The 17525-nt window shown below is 59.5% G+C and carries 13 protein-coding genes; 7 read left to right on the top strand and 6 right to left on the bottom strand.

Features of this window, described 5'->3' with window-relative positions; translation table 11 throughout:
• Positions 1-29 precede the first annotated feature (29 nt).
• The 4 genes from IB264_RS30860 to IB264_RS30845 all read right to left on the bottom strand — a co-directional run bounded on the left by IB264_RS30860 (position 30) and on the right by IB264_RS30845 (position 7133).
• The gene (locus IB264_RS30860; RefSeq protein WP_025424966.1) at positions 30-1379 is read right to left on the bottom strand and encodes an HlyD family type I secretion periplasmic adaptor subunit; all 1350 of its coding nucleotides are present in this window, start codon (positions 1377-1379) and stop codon (positions 30-32) included.
• A 2-nt stretch (positions 1380-1381) separates the two neighbouring features.
• Positions 1382-3799: a type I secretion system permease/ATPase gene (locus IB264_RS30855; protein ID WP_025424965.1), complete on the bottom strand. Its 2418-nt coding sequence runs from the start codon at positions 3797-3799 to the stop codon at positions 1382-1384.
• A gap of 23 nt (positions 3800-3822) precedes the next feature.
• Complete coding sequence (locus IB264_RS30850) at positions 3823-5985, bottom strand: hypothetical protein (protein WP_192434860.1); 2163 nt, start codon at positions 5983-5985, stop codon at positions 3823-3825.
• A 161-nt stretch (positions 5986-6146) separates the two neighbouring features.
• Entirely contained in the window at positions 6147-7133 is a 987-nt protein-coding gene (locus IB264_RS30845; protein ID WP_025424963.1) for a hypothetical protein, read from the bottom strand.
• Positions 7134-8122: 989 nt separating this feature from the next.
• On the opposite strand from IB264_RS30845, the gene IB264_RS30840 reads away from it, so the two are divergent.
• The 6 genes from IB264_RS30840 (at position 8123) to IB264_RS30815 (ending at position 15091) form a co-directional block, all read left to right on the top strand.
• Positions 8123-8923 carry a response regulator transcription factor gene (locus tag IB264_RS30840; protein ID WP_025424962.1) on the top strand — a complete coding sequence of 267 codons (801 nt, stop codon included), beginning with the start codon at positions 8123-8125 and terminating at the stop codon, positions 8921-8923.
• 622 nt (positions 8924-9545) lie between these two features.
• Positions 9546-10586, top strand: coding sequence for a UDP-glucuronic acid decarboxylase family protein (locus IB264_RS30835; protein WP_025424961.1), 1041 nt, complete (start codon positions 9546-9548; stop codon positions 10584-10586).
• Between the two features lies 1 nt (position 10587).
• Positions 10588-11571 (top strand): UDP-glucose 4-epimerase GalE, encoded by a 984-nt coding sequence (gene galE, locus IB264_RS30830; protein WP_025424960.1) that lies wholly within the window; start codon positions 10588-10590, stop codon positions 11569-11571.
• Complete coding sequence (locus IB264_RS30825; protein ID WP_025424959.1) at positions 11568-13526, top strand: glycosyltransferase family 2 protein; 1959 nt, start codon at positions 11568-11570, stop codon at positions 13524-13526. The genes galE and IB264_RS30825 overlap by 4 nt, the downstream gene beginning before the upstream one ends.
• A 58-nt stretch (positions 13527-13584) precedes the next feature.
• Entirely contained in the window at positions 13585-14121 is a 537-nt protein-coding gene (locus IB264_RS30820; protein WP_225906473.1) for a DUF995 domain-containing protein, read from the top strand.
• 1 nt (position 14122) lies between these two features.
• The gene (locus IB264_RS30815) at positions 14123-15091 is read left to right on the top strand and encodes a glycoside hydrolase family 26 protein (RefSeq protein ID WP_025424957.1); all 969 of its coding nucleotides are present in this window, start codon (positions 14123-14125) and stop codon (positions 15089-15091) included.
• 106 nt (positions 15092-15197) lie between these two features.
• Here IB264_RS30815 and hppD read toward each other — a convergent pair whose 3' ends face one another.
• Positions 15198-16310 carry a 4-hydroxyphenylpyruvate dioxygenase gene (hppD, locus tag IB264_RS30810; protein WP_025424956.1) on the bottom strand — a complete coding sequence of 371 codons (1113 nt, stop codon included), beginning with the start codon at positions 16308-16310 and terminating at the stop codon, positions 15198-15200.
• Between the two features lie 150 nt (positions 16311-16460).
• On the opposite strand from hppD, the gene IB264_RS30805 reads away from it, so the two are divergent.
• A complete protein-coding gene (locus IB264_RS30805) occupies positions 16461-16940 on the top strand; it encodes an Lrp/AsnC family transcriptional regulator (protein WP_025424955.1) in 480 nt (159 codons plus the stop codon).
• Between the two features lie 24 nt (positions 16941-16964).
• Here IB264_RS30805 and IB264_RS30800 read toward each other — a convergent pair whose 3' ends face one another.
• On the bottom strand, positions 16965-17432 hold the full coding sequence (locus tag IB264_RS30800; RefSeq protein ID WP_025424954.1) for a MarR family winged helix-turn-helix transcriptional regulator: 468 nt from the start codon (positions 17430-17432) through the stop codon (positions 16965-16967).
• Between the last annotated feature and the right edge of the window lie 93 nt (positions 17433-17525).

Here is a 17525-nt window from a genome sequence, read left to right as displayed (position 1 = left end):
TTCGTCATCCCCACCCCCCGTACTTCGCCTCAGGTTTCCTTGAAGGCGCGTGACATGCTGTCGGTGATCGGCTTTGTCAGATACTCGAAGAACGTGCGCTCCGACGTCGTGATCAACACTTCCGCCGGCATGCCCGGCACCGGATGGAAGCCGTGGATGCGGTGGATCTCGCTGACGGGAACCTCGACGCGGACGATATAGACATCGCGCTGCTGGCCGCCGCTCACTTCTTCAACCGAGTCCGCCGAGACGTAGAAGACCTTGCCGCTCAGCACCGGAGTCGTGCGGCGGTTGAGCGCCGAGAGACGGATGGTCGCATCCTCGCCCACCCGCAACTGATCGATCGAGGTTCGCAGCACCTGCGCTTCGATGATCAGCGGCACATTGGCCGGCAGGATTTCCATGATCGGCTTGCCGGTCGCGATCACCCCTCCGGCGGTATGGAAATAGCTGCGCACCACTGTGCCGTCGACGGGCGAACGGATGGTGGCGCGGCCGAGAACTTCGCTTGCCTCGCGCAACTGCTCGCGCACGCCATCGAGATCGGCTTCTGCGGCCTCAAGCCCATCGAGCGCCGCCTGCTTGTTGGCGTTGACGGCAATGACCGCCTCCTGGCGATAGCGGTCGATCTGCGACAGGCTCTCCTTGACCTCGGCGTCGAGCCTGCCGATCTCGCCCATCGCATCGGCCGCGGCGCGGTCGAGCGCCATCAGTTCGGATTTCTTGGTCAGTCCACCTTGGACAAGCTTGCTCTTGGCGTCCCGCTCCTCGTTGAGGATATCCAGCTGCTTGTTGAACGATTCCTGCTGGCGCTGGTAGCCCTGGGCTCGGAACTCCAGCGACCTGATGTTCTGGTCGATGAGGTTCAGCTGGTCGTCGAGCTTGATCTTCTTGCTGTGAAAATTGACGTTCTGGCTCTCGATGATCGCGTGGATATCCGGATCGCTGGCCTCGTTCTTGACGATGTCGGGGATCTTGAATGTATCGCTGCCCATGGCTTCGGCACGCAGCCGTGCGACCACCGCCTCGAGACGCAGGCGTTTGAGGTTGAGGGCGCGCTCGTTGGCGCGCGACGGCGTCTGGTCGAGCTTGACCAGGATATCGCCGGTCTTGACCTTGTCGCCTTCGGCCACCAGCATCTGCTCGATGATGCCGCCTTCGAGGTGCTGAATGATCTTGTTGTTGCCGTTGGCGACGAAACTGCCCTGGGCGATAATTGCCGCTGCCAGAGGGGCTGCGAAGGCCCAGTAGCCGAAGCCGCCGAATGAAGCGACGATCAACGCGAGGCCGACCATGCTGTGCAGCTTGATCGATCGCGGCACCTCCGAGTACCACTCGACGGCATGTTCTTCGGCGGCATTCTTCTTCTCGCGGCTCATGGTCATTCTCCGGCGATACGGGGTGCGGACTTTTCGTCCTTCGGCTTGGCGCCGATGGCTGCAAGCACGTCATTGCGCGCACCGAACATGGCAACGGTTCCCTCGTTCAGAAGCATGATCTTGTCGACGCATTGCAGCAAGGAGGGACGCTGGGTGATGGTCACGGTGGTGATGCCCTGCTTCTTGGCATGCACCAGTGCGCGGGCAAGCGCTGCCTCACCATTGGTGTCGAGATTGGAATTGGGCTCGTCCAGCACCACGAATTTTGGGTTGCCGAAGAAGGCGCGTGCCAGCGCAATGCGTTGCTTCTGGCCCCCCGAGAGCGGCGCACCGTCCGCAGCGACGATCGTCTCGTAGCCCTGCGGGAACGACGCGATCAACTCGTGCACGTCGGCGAGTACGGCCGCTTCGAAGATCGCGCTGTCTTCGACATCGTCGCGCATGCGCGAGATGTTGGCCTTGATCGTGCCGGGAAACAGCTGCACGTCCTGCGGCAGATAGCCGATGCTTTCGCCGAACTGCCGCTGGTCCCAGTTTCTCAAATCCATGAGATCGAGGCGGACATTGCCTGAGGTCGGCACGATCGAACCGACGAGCATCTTGCCGAGCGTCGTCTTGCCGGAGCCGGAATTACCGATAACCGCAAGCGACTCCCCCTTGTTGAGCGAGAAGGAGATGCCGTTGAGGATCACGCGCTTCTGCGGCGGCGGCACGAAGAGGATGCGTTCAACATCGAGCCGGCCCTCCGGGTTCGGCAGTCGCAGGCGCGGAAAGTTCAAGGGCGAGTTGACCAGCAACTGCTTGATCCGGCCATAGGCGGCACGTGAATGATTGAGCTGGTTCCAACCCTCGATTGCCCCTTCGACCGGCGCAAGCGCCCGCCCCGAGATGATCGAGGCAGCAATGACCATGCCGCCGGTGAGGTGCCCGTCCATCGACAGATGCGCGCCCCAGCCAAGCAGGGCGACCTGGGTGAACATGCGCACCGCCTTTGATGCCCCGGTAAAGATGATGCTGCGGTCCTGGGCATAGACTTGCGATTTCAGCGAACCGGCAGTCTCGCGGCCCCACATCTTTACTGCTTCCGGGATCATCGCCAGTGCGTTGATGATCTGTGAGTTGCGCGACATCGAATCCAGGTGGAAATTGGCGCGGCTGAGGAAGGCGTTGGCCTCGCTGAAGGGCTGCGACGTCGCCTTCTGATTGAGATACGCGATCACGAACAGCACCACGCAGCACATGATGACGATCAACCCGAGCTGCGGCTGGATCATATAGACGACCACCACGAAGAACGGCATCAGCGGCGCGTCGAGGAACGAGATCAGGGTGCCGGAGACGATGAAGGAGCGCAGTTGCTGGAGGTCGCTCAACACCTGATAGTCGCGACCGTTGCCGTGCAGTGACGCTCTCGCGGCCGCACTCAAGATAGGCGCGCCGAGCTGGACCTCCATTTCGACGGCAGTGCGCATCAGGATGAAGCGGCGGATGGAATCGAGGATGACCTGCAGGACGATGGCACCGAGCACGGCGATCGTCAGCATCACCAGCGTATCCTGCGAGCGGCTGGTCAGCACCCGATCGGAGATCTGGAAGAGGTAGATCGGAATGGCAAGGACCAGAACGTTGATCGCGATGGTAAACGCGATGACGATCATCATGTTGCGGCGGACGACGGCCATACCGTTGCGCAGGCTGGCGGCAAAATTGACCGGTCCCATGCGCTTGTGGAAGGTGTGCTTGTCGCCACCACCACCACCGCCGCCATCGGTCGGGGCGCCGCCGCCGTCGCGGACGGCCGGACGGCGGTCATTCTCTTTCAGCGGGCCTGGATCGTTGTCGATCGTCTGCGGGAGAGCGCGACCCGGTCGGCCCTTCAATTCATCGGCCGGGTCGCTGTCGTTGCCACGACGATGTGCTTGCTGCTGCGCAGTCGAGCTGTTTTCCGGCAGTTCCGCCGGCGCCGCCTTTGCGATCGGCATCTCGGCGATTGCCGCGACGACCGGCGCTGCCTGACGCTCAACTTCCTCCAGCGGTGCGCTTTCGCGGTCTTGCCACCGGGCGCCGTCGCGCCTTGGGCCGAAGTGATAACTGGCCTGCTTCTTCTCGGTATGGCGGATGGGGTTTGCCATCGAGCGGGCGAGGGCGAGAAACTCTGCGTCGGAATCGTCTTGGTCGCGGGGGGCGGGGGCATCGGCGAGTTTCGCGGGTTCCGACATCGCTTTCGGTGCCGGCGCGTGCCCTTTCCGTGTCGTGCGGATATCCAGGCCGACCTTTCGCAGGCCTTCAACGGCCTCGTTGATCGCGGCGATGCATCGGTTGGTCAACGCTGCTTCGAGTTCGTCGACGACCTCCGGAGCCGGCTCTTCCCGTGCAGGCGCCTTGCTGCCGCTGCCACGCCACTTAGAAAGATCGTTCATGCCTTCCCCCGTTCGTGTTCTTGTTAGGTCAGCACCGTGTGCATGACGTCGTTCCATTGGCCGTTGGACCAGGACAAGTCATTGCCGGCGTCGATCACTGTTTCGGTCGGATGTGACGGTGCGTCGTCGTCGCCGATGAAGGCGATGACTTCGTTGGCGAGCCGGTCGCCCTTGGGCGTCACGTCATGGGTATCGGTGTCGTGGTCGACAAGGCCGGCCTGGATCAGGATCGCATCGGAATAGACCTGGCCGCCGACATAGGTCGTGTGGCCGAAACTGTCGTAGTCGATGATCTGAGCGCTGTTGACGACGGCGTTTGCACCAGTGTGGATGGTAATGTCAGCATCCGGATTGTCGCTGAGGATCTTGCTGGCGACGTAACTGACGGAATCGGCGTCGCCGAGAATGCTGATCTGCTTGATGACATTGACGTCATACAGGTTGCCGGTGATGTAAAGAATGTTCAGGCCTTCATAGCCCTGGAAATTGAGGTCATGCGAAAAGCCTGAGGGCAGTTCGTCAATGCGGTCGTTGATGTTGTCGACGGCCTTCTGGATATAGTCCGGGATCGCTTCGAAGCGGTCATTCGCGCCGATGTTCTGGATCGACGCCTGGTTCCAGATCAGGTTGCCGCTCTCGCTTACGGTCATGCCGTTGCCGGCGGCAATGCCACTGATGTGGTCGTTGTCGTAGAAGACGGCGACCTGGGTGATCATGTTGAGGTCCAGGACCTTGCCGCCGACGATCACCAGGTCGTACTGGTCGCCCAAACCGAGGAAGGAAGCGAGGTTGACCGCCACGTTGCCACCGGTCAGGGCCGTTGTCTGGACGCCGGTGGTGGTCACGGTCACCGTGTCGTTGTCGTTTACGAAGTTGTACTGCTCGACCCAATGGACGAAGGAAACGTCGCCCTCCACCATGCTGACGCGCCAGGCGTTCGGGAAGATCGACGATTGAGCCGTATCGCCGTCCTGCTCGGAAGACGATGAATGATAGGCATCACGGCCGAAATTGGCGATGTTCATCGCAACCGTGCGTGACGTAGATTCGGCCGAGTTTTCACTCAGAACCCTATCCAGCCTGTCACTGTCGGCATAGGCGTAGGATTGCGAGATGATGTCGATCTGATGGTATCCGCCCATCACCGCCGTTACGGGGGCGATGACGCCGGTCTCGACGATGCTGACGATATTGGCGACGATGTTGGCGCCGGCTTCGACGTAAACGGAATTGCCGCTCTTGTCGTCTTCCTCCTGCAGCGGGCCGTCGGTGCCTTCCGGATCGGCAACCGGTTGCGCCAGTCCACGATCAGGCATGAAGTCCGCAAGAACCGGGGCTTCGTCGACGCGGCAGCCGTTGACGTAGACGCCCTCGATGCTGTCGGCGGCCAAGGCGAAATTGCCGTTGTCATCCCTTGGCAATTCGTCCGGAGAGACGGTCGTGGGAAGGTCGATTTCGTCGTCGAGCGGATCCGTAGTGGCGGGTTGCTCGGTGAGTACAATGGTTGTGCCAGCATCGGCGCCTGCGTTGAGGGCGGGCTCGCTGCTTGAGGCTGGCGGTTCCGGCAGTCGGTTTGCCGCGGCGTAGTCCGACAGATCGTCGGCGATTTTCGAGAGACCTTCAAAGGTGTCGACGCGGGTGTAGTGCGCGAATGGAGTGGCTTCGGCTGCCTCGGCGCTGAATTCGGCAAGTTTGTAGCTGACGTAGGTCGTGTCGCGCGGGGCGACCTCGGAATCCGTCATGTTCAGGGCGTCGTCGTCGCGCACCATATTGGCCTGGACCACATGGGCGATGACCGAGCCGGGGCCGTCGTGGACAATCAACTTGTCTTCGACAGGTGCCCCGTCGGGTTGGCCGAGGTTGGCGAACAGCTTCACCGGTACGGTATTGCCGTATTGGGCGACAGCATCGGCAAAATGATCGCCGAAGCCGCGGATCCGGCCGAACAGGTCCACATCGGCAATGTCATGGGAGGGCGCTCGATAAAGCACTTCAGGATCATAGTCGACCAGCTGGTATGAGGATGTAAAGTCGGACGGCTTTGCTTCGCCGTCTTCGAGCTGCTGCGCAACTTCCTTCAGATCACCGCCTTCGAGCTGCTTCTGCCTCAGCCGTGCTTCATCGGTATCGGCTTCGAACAGGCCGATGAAATGTGCAATGATTTCATTCACTCTTTCCGTATGCATTGTCCCGATCCTTCCCTTTTTTCCGCATCAAAGGGAGACTTCGGTGGGCCTAGACAGGAATGCCCCGGTAAAAAAGAAACGAACCGATCCGAAATCAAATCTGCGCGACTGCACCGGCCGCGCGGGGGGCCGGTGCAGTCTTCTCTTGTGAAACGGATCGATCAGCTGTCGGTGTCGTGACCGACATCCGTAGTTTGCGAATTGCCACCGATGACGCTGGAGTCGACGGTGTTGCTGACAAGGTTCGCGCCCTGGACGATTTCCTGATGGAAGCCGGAATTTGCCAGGATCGCCGACGAGTCGGAGGTCGTGCTGCCGTTGATGCCGTCACCGGCCTTGAGGTCCCAATCCGACTTGGTGTCGAAGTTCAGACCATCGCCGCCATCCGAGTGCCCGCCGTCGGCGCGCAGGTCGTTGTTGGCGTCCGAGTTGTTCATCCTGACGTCGTAGGCCTGGTCCTGATCGGCAAGGTTGTTGGCCTGTACCACGCTGAAACCGGTATCGTTGCCGGCGCCTTCGAGCGAGTTGTTGAGGATGTGGTCGACGTTCAGATTAAACGAGAAGTCGTCGCCGAGATTGAAGGTGAGGTCCCCACCGGCGATGCCGAGATTGTCGAAGTCCTTGACGTCCTTCAGCGTTGCAAAGTCGTCGTCCGATTTGGTGATGATGTCGTTGTCGGATGACGAGTAGTTGTTGCGATTGTCGCCGTTGTCGTTGGCTTCCGTCTTGATGTCGGTATCGATGTCTGTCTTGGTGGTAACCTTGCTGTCATAATCCCATTCATAGGAATTGTCGCGGTTGTCACCGTTGGCCTTCTGGTCGATATCTGTTTCGACCCTGCTGTTGTCCTTGTAATCGTAGTCGTAATTGTAGTCGGTCGAGCTGTCGGAGTAGTTGTTGCGGTTGTCGCCGTTTTCATTGGCCTCGGTCTTGATGTCGGTGTCGACATCCGTCTTGATGTGGGTGTCGTTGTCCTGCGAACTGTCGCTGTAGTTATTGCGGTCATTGCCGTTGGCGATGCCAACGTTGCTCGTTGACCCGTCGTCAACGTTCAGATCATTGGCAGCACTGGTTGCCAGTCCATCGGCGAGAGCGCCGACTTTCAGATCATCATCGGCCTTGATGCTATCGTCGAGAAGTGCGGACATGTGGTTCTCCTCCTGAGAAGGAGCCAGCACCGAAACCCCTACATCTTTATGAGGTTTTTATCCGGAGCTGGCTCTTTTTTGAATTTCAGATGATGCTCCCGCGGGATATTCATCTGTGGGGTCTCAATATATTTCAATGTTGTTTTAAGTATCGAATTGCGGCAGGTTAGTTCCTGCACTCAATCATTACGTGTGATTATGTCTTTGGTTTAATACTGATTTACGCTTCACTACGCTTACACATTCACACGGGCCGCGAGCCAGAACGCACACACAGGTACCGGGCTCGGATCACACGAAACTCAAGTGCGATGAGAGGAGTGTGGCTCTGAATACGACGGGACGATAGACATCAATTGGAGCTAGCATGCCATTTTTGGGCGAATTATCGGCGTTTTTTCGGGATTTTTTGGGGTTTTAGGGATCGCAAGGGTTTGTTAATCTTTGCAAAAATCGACCTGGCGCAACCTCTGGTGCTCGCGGGCAAGTTGCGCTTTAGAGCGCAGAGAGGTCTTGTCAGCCATCACGGGGAGTGCAATGCTCACCCCGAGAGATAGCTCCTAGGAAGTATTATTAGGTATATGCCTAAGGTTCTCTCTGGAGAGAAGCTATTTCTGGTGGCGAGAGCCGGCGCACGGACGGTGTGCGGCCGACGCTGCGGATGGAAATGGATGATATGGATGGCTGAGTAGCCTAGGCTGAAAGCCCATTCAGACGCTTCGGATACGATCTTGTTATACTTTTGGTTAAGAATTAGCCCAAAGATGGTTCTAATTAGAACGATTTAAGGGGCTTTCTGGAGGGCATCTAATCCTTTTGGGTTGTTTCACCCCTCCTACCTTTACGATACATTAGCTAGTGCGAATTTTCCGTCTGTGGAGAGGGTTCGCGCTATCCACTGGTCACGAATCAATTTGCTGAGATGGGCGTAACTCCGAGTCAGGCTGGCGCACCCATAAGAATAAATGGGAAAACCCGAGGAGGGCGTAATGCATCCTGAAGGCCATAACGTGGGCGATTTTGAAGATAACAACAAGGCTTTGTCGCAAAAGAAAAAGATTGTCATGCTTGCCAAGATCGACCTGTTTGCCGAGTGCTTGATGCAGGCGGTCGGCTCCCGGTTTTCTGGACATGACGTCGTTAGTCTTTCCGACCCCGACAATTTGCTCGACGGCAATCTCGTCGATGTTTCTTTGATCATGCTATACCGCATGTCTGCCAAGACATTTCCGACAATCCTGCGGACCATTCACGAGTTCCATCCCAAGGCCTCGATCGGACTGGTGGTGGACAATGCCGAAGAACTCGATCCGTCGATCGCCGGTTTTGTTGAAGAGCGGTTGATCCATGGTGTCCTTCCTCTCAACCTGCACCTTGATGTCTGCCTTGCGGCGATCGATCTGCTGATGAAGGGGGGCGAGCATTTCCCGGCTGCACTGTTGCGGCGGCTGTCGGTAGACCCCTTTAACTCGGCCAAGCTCTATGGTCGGCAGGCGGAAGCGTCCGATGCTGCTGTCTATGCGAATGCCGGAAAGCGGCGGCGGGAGGCAAGTCTGGGTGGGTTAACAACCCGCGAAGTGCAGATTCTCGATTTGATCTGCATGGGAACCCAGAACAAGATTATCGCCGATCGCCTTGGGTTGTCGGAAAACACCGTGAAGGTTCACGTCCGCAACATCTACAAGAAGATGAATGTGCGAAACCGGACGGAAGCAGCATCGCGCTATTTTACCACCGATGCGGATTCCGAGCACGCGGCGGGACCGTTTTCTTCGCGCTGGAAGAACTGACGCCGTGAGACGTCGGGGATGATGCTTCCGTTGCTCATCGCCAAGTGGCGACTTTGAGGGACGGTTTGCGTTGGGCGCGGTTTAACCCAAGTACTCTCACGTCGTCTGTGATGTTTGTTGCGGTGGCCCAGGCGGGCATCGCATGCTTTGTCGTGGCGGCGAGTATCGCGTGTCGCAGACAGAGGTGCGAGGAAGCGTGGCCGTATGGCGTAGATCCGATATGTCGTTGATGCCGGATGGTTGAGTAATTATTCTTCAGTTATGTAGTTATACGAAGATATTTCGATGGATGTAATTATATCTTCTCGCTATCTGTTTATAATTTGTGATGTCTGCTGATTTTTTGTTCAAATTAGGTACATGTTTTGTGATTGTAACTTTATTGTGTATGGCATCATATATTGTTATTTTAGTTCCGTGTTGACTATGTATTAATTATTTGCTAATTATCTAACATAATAAATTACTGAAGAAGGATTCGTGGTCCTTCTGGATATTATTTTTATATTGTCGGGTCGTGTTTTGAATTCTTGATAAAGAATATTTCCTTATTGTAGCTTTCAGTCACGTCTCGTCTCCAATCACCAGGTGCAATGGTGTGTATAATAATTGGAGGTGTGTAATGCGTCAGGTCGGTCGTGGTCAGCTGCCGGTTGTCGGCGGGCAGGATTTTCTGAAGAAGGTAGCAGGCATACCCAAGCGAATACTGGTGACCGGAGGCGGCGGATTTCTCGGGTCTCATCTTTGCGAAAGACTTCTTTGTCTGGGGCACAGCGTTGTCTGCCTCGACAACTTCTCGACCGGTCGGCGAGAAAACCTCTCTCATCTCAGCGAGACAAGCCGCTTCCAGATCGTCGAGCACGACGTCCGCAAACCTTTCCTTTTTGACGTGGACGTCATCTTCAACTTTGCTTCACCGGCATCTCCGCCGGACTATCAGGCCGACCCGGTGGGAACGTTGATGACCAACGTGCTCGGCGCCATGAATGCGCTGGAAAACGCCCGCGCCACCGGGGCCACGGTCGTGCAATCCTCCACATCGGAGGTCTACGGCGATCCGCTGCACAGCCCGCAGCGCGAAAGCTACTTCGGCAACGTCAACCCGATCGGGCCGCGCGCCTGCTATGATGAGGGCAAGCGATCGGCCGAGACATTGTTCTTCGACTATCACCGCACCTACGGAGTAAAGACGAAGGTCGCGCGGATCTTCAACACCTATGGGCCGCGGATGCGCCCCGACGATGGACGCGTCATCTCGAATTTCGTGGTGCAGGCGCTGCTCGGCAAGGACCTCACAATCTATGGCGATGGCCATCAGACGCGGTCGTTCTGCTATGTCGACGATCTCATCGAGGGCTTCATACGGTTATCGATCTCGGATGACGGCTGCATCGGCCCGATCAACCTTGGAAACCCAGGCGAGTTCACGGTTCTCGAACTTGCCGAGATGATCCGCACGATGACCGGCTCACGCTCGCGCATCGTGCACCGTGCGGCAGCCGTCGACGATCCGCGTCAGCGCCGGCCGGATATTTCCCAGGCCATGGCGGAGCTCGGCTGGGAGCCCAAGGTCGCGCTACGCGAAGGGCTTCAACGCGCCATTGCCTATTTCGATCGCCGCCTGGGCGCGTCAGATCTCGCCGTGGCGGGAGAGGCGGTATGATATGTCGCGCGTCGTTCTTGTCACCGGCGGAGCCGGCTTCATAGGCAGCCATACCTGCAAACGCCTCGATGAGGCCGGCTTCCTGCCTGTTGTCTACGACAATCTGTCGACGGGGCACCGGACCAATGTCCGCTGGGGACCATTGGTCGAAGGAGGGCTCGAAGACACGGATCGGATCGTCGAGGCTATACGGACCTTCAAACCCGAATGCCTGATCCACTTCGCGGCCTCCGCCTACGTCGGAGAATCGGTCGAGGATCCCGGAAAGTATTATCGCAACAATGTCGCCGGCAGCGTTTCGCTGCTCGAGGCCTGCCGTCAAGCGGGGCTGGCGCGCGTCGTCTTTTCCAGCACCTGCGCGACCTATGGCGTGCCGCCGCGTTTGCCGATCACCGAGGACACGATCCAGCTTCCGGTCAATCCTTACGGTCGCACGAAGCTGATGATCGAATTGATGCTCGGCGACTATGCCCGGGCCTACGGGTTCCGGTCGGTTGCATTGCGTTATTTCAATGCCGCCGGCGCCGATCCCGATGGGCAGCTGACCGAGCGGCACGATCCCGAGACCCACCTGATCCCGCGGGCATTGATGGCCGCAGCCGGCCGCCTCGATAGGCTCGATGTCTTCGGCGACGACTACGATACGCCCGACGGCACCTGCATCCGCGACTACATTCACGTCATGGACCTGGCCGAGGCGCATGTTGCCGCCGTTGACTACCTGCGCAACGGCGGCGAGCCGCTCAAGGCCAATCTCGGTTCGGGCCACGGCACATCGGTCCGGCAGGTGATCGACGCCATCCATCAGGTGACCCGCAGACGGGTTCCCGTGCAGCTTCTGGCGCGTCGCGCCGGCGACCCGCCGGTGCTGTATGCCGACACCACCTGGGCACGCCGGACGCTCGGCTTCCGGCCGTCGCTGTCCAATATCGAAACCATCATCCGAACGGCTGCCCCCGGTTTCGGGCTGGAGGTACGGTCATGACAGGCAAGATGTCATTCGCCCCATCCGCCAGGTCCGCTGCCTTGACGGCGGCGCCGGCCGGCGATGCTTCGGCGATGCTCGTGGCGCTTTTTTCGACACGCATGCGGATTGCGAACGGCTTCGGCATCGCAGCCTGGATTGTCGCATTCCTGTTCTTCTGGGCGTGGTGGCTTGATCCCGCCCATGTCACCCATTGGCCATCCTACGTCATGATTACGATCGTGGTCGGCTGGATCACACTACTGCCTGCCTATTTCATCTTCATCTTCGCAGGCGCCAAGGTCGCGGGAAAGAACGGCCGGGCCGTCCCGAACGGCCGGATCGCCATGGTCGTGACCAAGGCGCCGTCAGAACCTTTCACTGTTGTCCGCAAGACGCTGCTGGCAATGCTCGATCAGATCGGCTGCGATTACGACGTATGGCTGGCGGACGAGGATCCGTCGCCTGAGACGATCGATTGGTGCGCGCGGCAGGGTGTGCTCGTTTCGACGCGCAAGGGGGTTGCTGACTACCACCGCGCCACCTGGCCGCGGCGCACCCGCTGCAAGGAGGGAAACCTCGCCTATTTCTACGATCATTATGGCTATGAACGCTATGATTTCGTCGCCCAGTTCGATGCCGATCACGTGCCGGAGCCGACCTATCTCGTCGAGGTGCTGCGCCCGTTCAACGACCCGAAGGTCGGCTACGTCTCGGCGCCAAGCATCTGCGATGCCAATGCGGCGCGCAGCTGGTCGGCGCGCGGTCGCCTTCACGCCGAAGCGAGCCTGCACGGCTCGTTGCAGGCGGGCTACAACAACGGCTGGGCGCCGCTTTGCATCGGCTCGCATTATGCCGTTCGCACCAAGGCGCTGAGAGAGGTCGGCGGTCTCGGGCCAGAGCTTGCCGAAGATCATTCGACCACGCTCCTGATGAACGCCGGCGGCTGGAAGGGCGTGCATGCCCTGCATGCGATCGCCCATGGGGATGGGCCCGCGACCTTTGCCGATCTCGTTATCCAGGAATTCCAGTGGTCGCGCAGCCTGGTAACGATCCTGCTCAAATATTCGCCGGTCTATGTGCCCAGGCTGCCGATGCGGCTGAAGTTCCAGTTCGTCTTCTCGCAGCTCTGGTACCCGCTGTTTTCCCTGTTCATGGCGTTGATGTTCGTCATGCCGATCATGGCGCTGGTCATGGGGCGGAGCTTCGTCGCCGCCACCTATCCCGACTTCCTGCTGCACTTCGCGCCGCTGTCGCTGGTTCTGATCGGGCTTGCCTATTTCTGGCGCTCGACCGGCACGTTCCGTCCTTTTGATGCGCGGGTTCTCAGCTGGGAAGGCATGCTGTTTCTCTTTGCCCGCTGGCCTTGGTCGCTGCTCGGCTGCGCCGCGGCTGTGCGCGATCACGTCAGCGGCTCCTTTGTCGATTTCCGCATCACGCCCAAGGGCGCAGGACCGGCAGCCCCCCTGCCGCTGCGCGTCATGATGCCCTACCTCCTGCTATCGCTCGGCTCAGCGCTTGCGCTTTGGCTCGTCTCCGACGCCGGCACGGCGCGCGGCTTCTACATCTTTACCGGCATCAATGCCCTTGTTTACGCCGGGCTGGCTGCCACCATCCACGTCCAGCATGCGCGGGAGAACCGCCTTGCCCTCGTTCCCCGTACGGCCATGACGGCGCTGACCGCTGGCTGTCTCGTGGTCATTTCGGTGCTGTCGGGACAGTCGGCCATCCGCCATGGCGCGGAGGCCACCGAGGCGCTCTCGCAGGGACTCGGTTTCGTCGGGCTCACCGAAGCGAAGTTTTCGGTCGCCGGTGCCGGGCAGGGTGGATCGGACCTCAGGGTCGTTCGTTTTCGCCTGAAATGGAAAGGGTTTTCGTCGTCCGCGACAGACGGGCTGCGGAAAGGCTCCGGCTTGCCGGAGGTGCGTGAGACGAGGGTGACAGGCAAGGTCGGGCGGCTTCAGGCATCGCTGTAGCGCAGCGTGCCGCAGGCCTCTCGCACCGCAAAAGGCCCTCAAGCGAGGAGAAAAAATGATGAAACGGTCCATGAATGTATTGCTTTTGCCGCTTCTGCTGCCTCTCGCAGCCTTTGCGGTCTATACCGGCGCGCAACCCGCCAGGGCGAAGACGGAGATCAAGCCGATCCCCTTGAGCGCCTACGAGGTCTATTCTCTCTACCGGAACAAGACCTGGCAATGGCCGACGGGCGGCGCCCGCTTCACCGCGCATGACAGGAAGCTGGTCGCCTTCGTGAACGACAAGGGCAAACGCTCGTTTGCGGAAGGCAACTGGTACGTCAGTGATCTCGGTATGATGTGCATGCAGGCGAAATGGACGGCGCTCGATGGCTCCGGTCCGGCCCGCACCTGTTTCGGGCACAGCAAGATTGGCGACACGATTTATCAGCGGCGCGTGCCGAATGGCGAGTGGTACGTCTTCAAACATGCCAAGCCCAAGCCCGGCGACGAATACAGGAAACTCGTTGCTTCCGACGCAATCACGGAAAAGGCGTTACGCCTGAAGGACCAATACCTGGTCAAGAAGAGCGGTCGAACCGCCACAGGAGGATGACATGAAACGCAAATTGGCATTCGCCCTATGCACTGCGCTCGCCTTCAATCTGGGGTCCGGCGCGGGCCTGGTATCAGCGTTGGCACAGGAGAAGGCCGATCTTGCCGCCAATGGTAATGCAGGTCAGACACAGACAATGGCCGACAAGCGCCCCGTCATCCACCCCGGCGGAACGCGGCTCGGTGCCTATGATCCGCATGGCGATTTCGGCGACCAGACCGATGTCTCGACAGAGCATCTGTTCCTGCCATGGGAAGACGTGGATCTGGAATCGTTGCGCCTGGCTGACGCCTACGCGCTTCAGCGCAAGCGCAAGCTGCTGGTTACCATCGAGCCGTGGTCATGGTCGCTCGACTGGAAGCTGACGCCTGACCAGTTGCGCGACCGGACACTCAGGGGCGACTACGACGCCAACATGGAAGCGATCGCCAGCATGCTTGCCGAGCTGAAGAGCCCGGTCATCGTGCGCTGGGGGCAGGAGATGGAGGACACATCGGGACGGTTCTCCTGGGCCGGATGGGCGCCGCAGGACTACGTCAAAGCCTACAAGCACGCGATGGATATCGTGCGCAAACGAGTACCCAATGTCCAGCTGATGTGGTCGCCCAAGGGCATGCCGAACCTCGGCGAGTACTATCCGGGCGACGACTATGTCGATCTCGTCGGTCTTTCGGTGTTCGGTCTCGAACAGTTCGACGCGATCGAATACGGCGGGCCTCACACCTTCAAGCAGGCGCTGAAACCCGGCTACGGTCTTGTCGCCAAATACAACAAGCCGATCTGGGTCGCCGAGCTCGGTTGGCAGGGCGGCGCGCCCTACATGCAGTCCTGGATCGACACCGCCACACAGCCCGACCCGGATTTCCCAAACCTAGCCGAGGTCGTCTATTTCAACGATCGGGACGTGCATGAATGGCCGCATGAACTCGGTCGGCCGAACTGGCGCGTGGTCAACGACGCCACGAACTGAGTGCGGCGACAGTGCCGGAACCAAAAAAGCCCCTCGCCAGCGGGCGAGAGGCTTTTGTAAGACTCGAGAATAGCGCCACCACAAGAGAATGGAGGCGCTGTCCGTGCTACTCGGCCGCCTGCGGCCCGAGTTCGCCACGGCGGATCTGGTCGGCCTCGATCGATTCGAACAGGGCACGGAAATTGCCCTCGCCGAAACCTTCGTCACCCTTACGCTGGATGAACTCGAAGAAGATCGGTCCGATGACGGTCTTCGAGAAGATCTGCAGCAGGATCTTCGTCATGCCGCCGTTCACCACGCCTTCGCCATCGATCAGGATACCGTGCTTCTTCATCCGGTCGATCGGTTCGTCATGGCCGTGTACACGGTCATGCGACATGTCGTAGTAGGTTTCCGGCGGGCCTGGCATGAACTTCAGGCCATTGTCCGCCAGCTTGTCGGTGGCGTCGTAGATGCCTTCGGTGCCGACGGCGATGTGCTGGATGCCTTCGCCCTTGTATTTGCGCAGATATTCCTCGATCTGGCTGGTATCGTCCTTGGACTCGTTCAGCGGAATGCGAATCTTGCCGCAGGGCGAGGTGATCGCCCGGCTGACGAGGCCGGTGATGCGGCCGTCGATGTCGAAGAAATGGATCTGGGTGAAGTTGAACAGCTCGCGGTAGAAGGCCCACCACTTGTCCATGTTGCCGCGATAGACGTTGTGCGTCAGGTGGTCGAGATAATAGAAGCCGACGCCTTCCGGCTTCGGATTGCGCTCGCCGGTCCATTCGAATTCGGCCTCATAGGCCGAGCCCTTGGCGCCGTAGGTATCGACGAAATAGAGCAGCGACCCGCCGATGCCGACGATCGCAGGAACATCGAGACATTTGTCGGTGCCTTCGTAGGGGATGGCTCCCTTGGAGACCGCGTGGTCGAAGGTGTGCTTGGCGTCGACGACGCGCCAGGCCATCGACGGGGCGCAGGGGCCGTGCTCGTCGACGAAGCGCATGGCATGCGAGCCCGGCTCGGCATTCAGGATGTAATTGATATCGCCCTGTCGCCAGACGGTAATGTTCTTGCTCTTGTGTCTCGCGACAGGGCTGTAGCCCATGCGGGTAAAGAGCTCGGCGAGCTTCTCCGGCTCCGGATGGGCGAATTCGACGAATTCGAAGCCATCCGTACCAGCCGGGTTCTCCGCGGTAATCGTTGCGGGCGGGGCGTCATGCGGGAACGGGCCCATCGGAAGTCTCCTCTTTAAGTTCTCCAGATTTCTCTGGCCTCCAAACTTTGCTGGAGTATGACGCAAATTCGATGCATGATGCTTGTATTCTTGTGCGTTTTGAGCAGGATGCCGCACAAAACGTGCGAAATACTGTATAAGGATGCATGAATGGAGCAGCTTGACGGGTTCGATCTCAAGATCCTCAGCGAACTGCAGCGCGACGGACATCTCACCAACAACGAGCTATCGGAGCGCATCGCCCTTTCGCCCTCGCAATGCTCGCGCCGCCGCACCCGCCTGGAGGCGGAAGGCTTCATCACGGGCTATCAGGCGCAGATCGACCGGCAGAAGCTCGGACTCGATCTGATGGTGGTGATTTCGGTGACGCTCGCCACCCACAACCGCGACAACGCCAAGCGCTTCGGCAAGCTGATCTCGGCTCTGCCCGAGGTTCTGGAGGCTTACGCGCTGACCGGCGAAATGGATTATCACCTGCGGGTGGTGACGCCGGACCTCGCCGGCCTCTCGCGCTTCGTCAACGATGTGCTGCTGCCGCATGACAGCGTGCAGCACGTCAAGACGTCGATCGTGCTCGACACCTTGAAGAGTTTCCAGGGCGTGCCGATCCCGGAACGCATGAAAGGCTGATATCAGCGCCGGCTGGTACAAGGCTCATTTGCGGGAAGGGCGCTTCTCGGCCCTGTCGATCGCCCGTTCGATCGCTTCAAGGCCGGCGCATAGCGCCTTCAAGCCGCCGGCGCCGATCAGTTCGTTGAGGTGCGCCTGGTAGACGCTCGCAAGTCCTGTGAGTTCGCCATAGGCCAGCCGGCCGGCCCTGGTCAGTTCCAGATGTTCCAACCGGCGGTCGTCTTCGTCCTCGCTGCGCTTCAGCCAGCGCCGCTCCTCAAGCGCCGAGACGGCGCGGCTGACCTTGGTCTTGTGCATGGCCGAATGGGTGCCGACTTCCGTCGCCGTCATCGCACGGGCCGAGCTTCCAAGCGCCGCCAGCGTGCGCCACTCGGGGCGCGTCAACTGATAGCGCGCCTTGTATTCGGCTGCGAAGCGCACGGCGACGAACTCGGCGGCGCGGTTCAGTCGGTAGGGCAGGAATGCGTTGAGCTCGAAGCCATCGGCCGCCATCTGTGGCATCCTTGATAGTTACAAAATCGATAGTTACGATTGCAACTAATAGGGCGGCAGCGCGCCACCGTCCATTCGGATTTGGGGCGGCGC

It is taken from the genome of Ensifer sp. ENS11 (assembly GCF_014851895.1).
Taxonomy (GTDB): domain Bacteria; phylum Pseudomonadota; class Alphaproteobacteria; order Rhizobiales; family Rhizobiaceae; genus Ensifer; species Ensifer canadensis.
Note: the sequence above shows the minus strand (reverse complement) of the source record. Positions and strands in the feature narration are given on the sequence as shown.

Coding starts and splice junctions, on each gene's coding strand:
- IB264_RS30860 (WP_025424966.1), bottom strand. CDS start 1,379: ATGAGCCGCGAGAAGAAGAATGCCGCCGAAGAACATGCCGTCGAGTGG.
- IB264_RS30855 (WP_025424965.1), bottom strand. CDS start 3,799: ATGAACGATCTTTCTAAGTGGCGTGGCAGCGGCAGCAAGGCGCCTGCA.
- IB264_RS30850 (WP_192434860.1), bottom strand. CDS start 5,985: ATGCATACGGAAAGAGTGAATGAAATCATTGCACATTTCATCGGCCTG.
- IB264_RS30845 (WP_025424963.1), bottom strand. CDS start 7,133: ATGTCCGCACTTCTCGACGATAGCATCAAGGCCGATGATGATCTGAAA.
- IB264_RS30840 (WP_025424962.1), top strand. CDS start 8,123: ATGCATCCTGAAGGCCATAACGTGGGCGATTTTGAAGATAACAACAAG.
- IB264_RS30835 (WP_025424961.1), top strand. CDS start 9,546: ATGCGTCAGGTCGGTCGTGGTCAGCTGCCGGTTGTCGGCGGGCAGGAT.
- galE (WP_025424960.1), top strand. CDS start 10,588: ATGTCGCGCGTCGTTCTTGTCACCGGCGGAGCCGGCTTCATAGGCAGC.
- IB264_RS30825 (WP_025424959.1), top strand. CDS start 11,568: ATGACAGGCAAGATGTCATTCGCCCCATCCGCCAGGTCCGCTGCCTTG.
- IB264_RS30820 (WP_225906473.1), top strand. CDS start 13,585: ATGAAACGGTCCATGAATGTATTGCTTTTGCCGCTTCTGCTGCCTCTC.
- IB264_RS30815 (WP_025424957.1), top strand. CDS start 14,123: ATGAAACGCAAATTGGCATTCGCCCTATGCACTGCGCTCGCCTTCAAT.
- hppD (WP_025424956.1), bottom strand. CDS start 16,310: ATGGGCCCGTTCCCGCATGACGCCCCGCCCGCAACGATTACCGCGGAG.
- IB264_RS30805 (WP_025424955.1), top strand. CDS start 16,461: ATGGAGCAGCTTGACGGGTTCGATCTCAAGATCCTCAGCGAACTGCAG.
- IB264_RS30800 (WP_025424954.1), bottom strand. CDS start 17,432: ATGGCGGCCGATGGCTTCGAGCTCAACGCATTCCTGCCCTACCGACTG.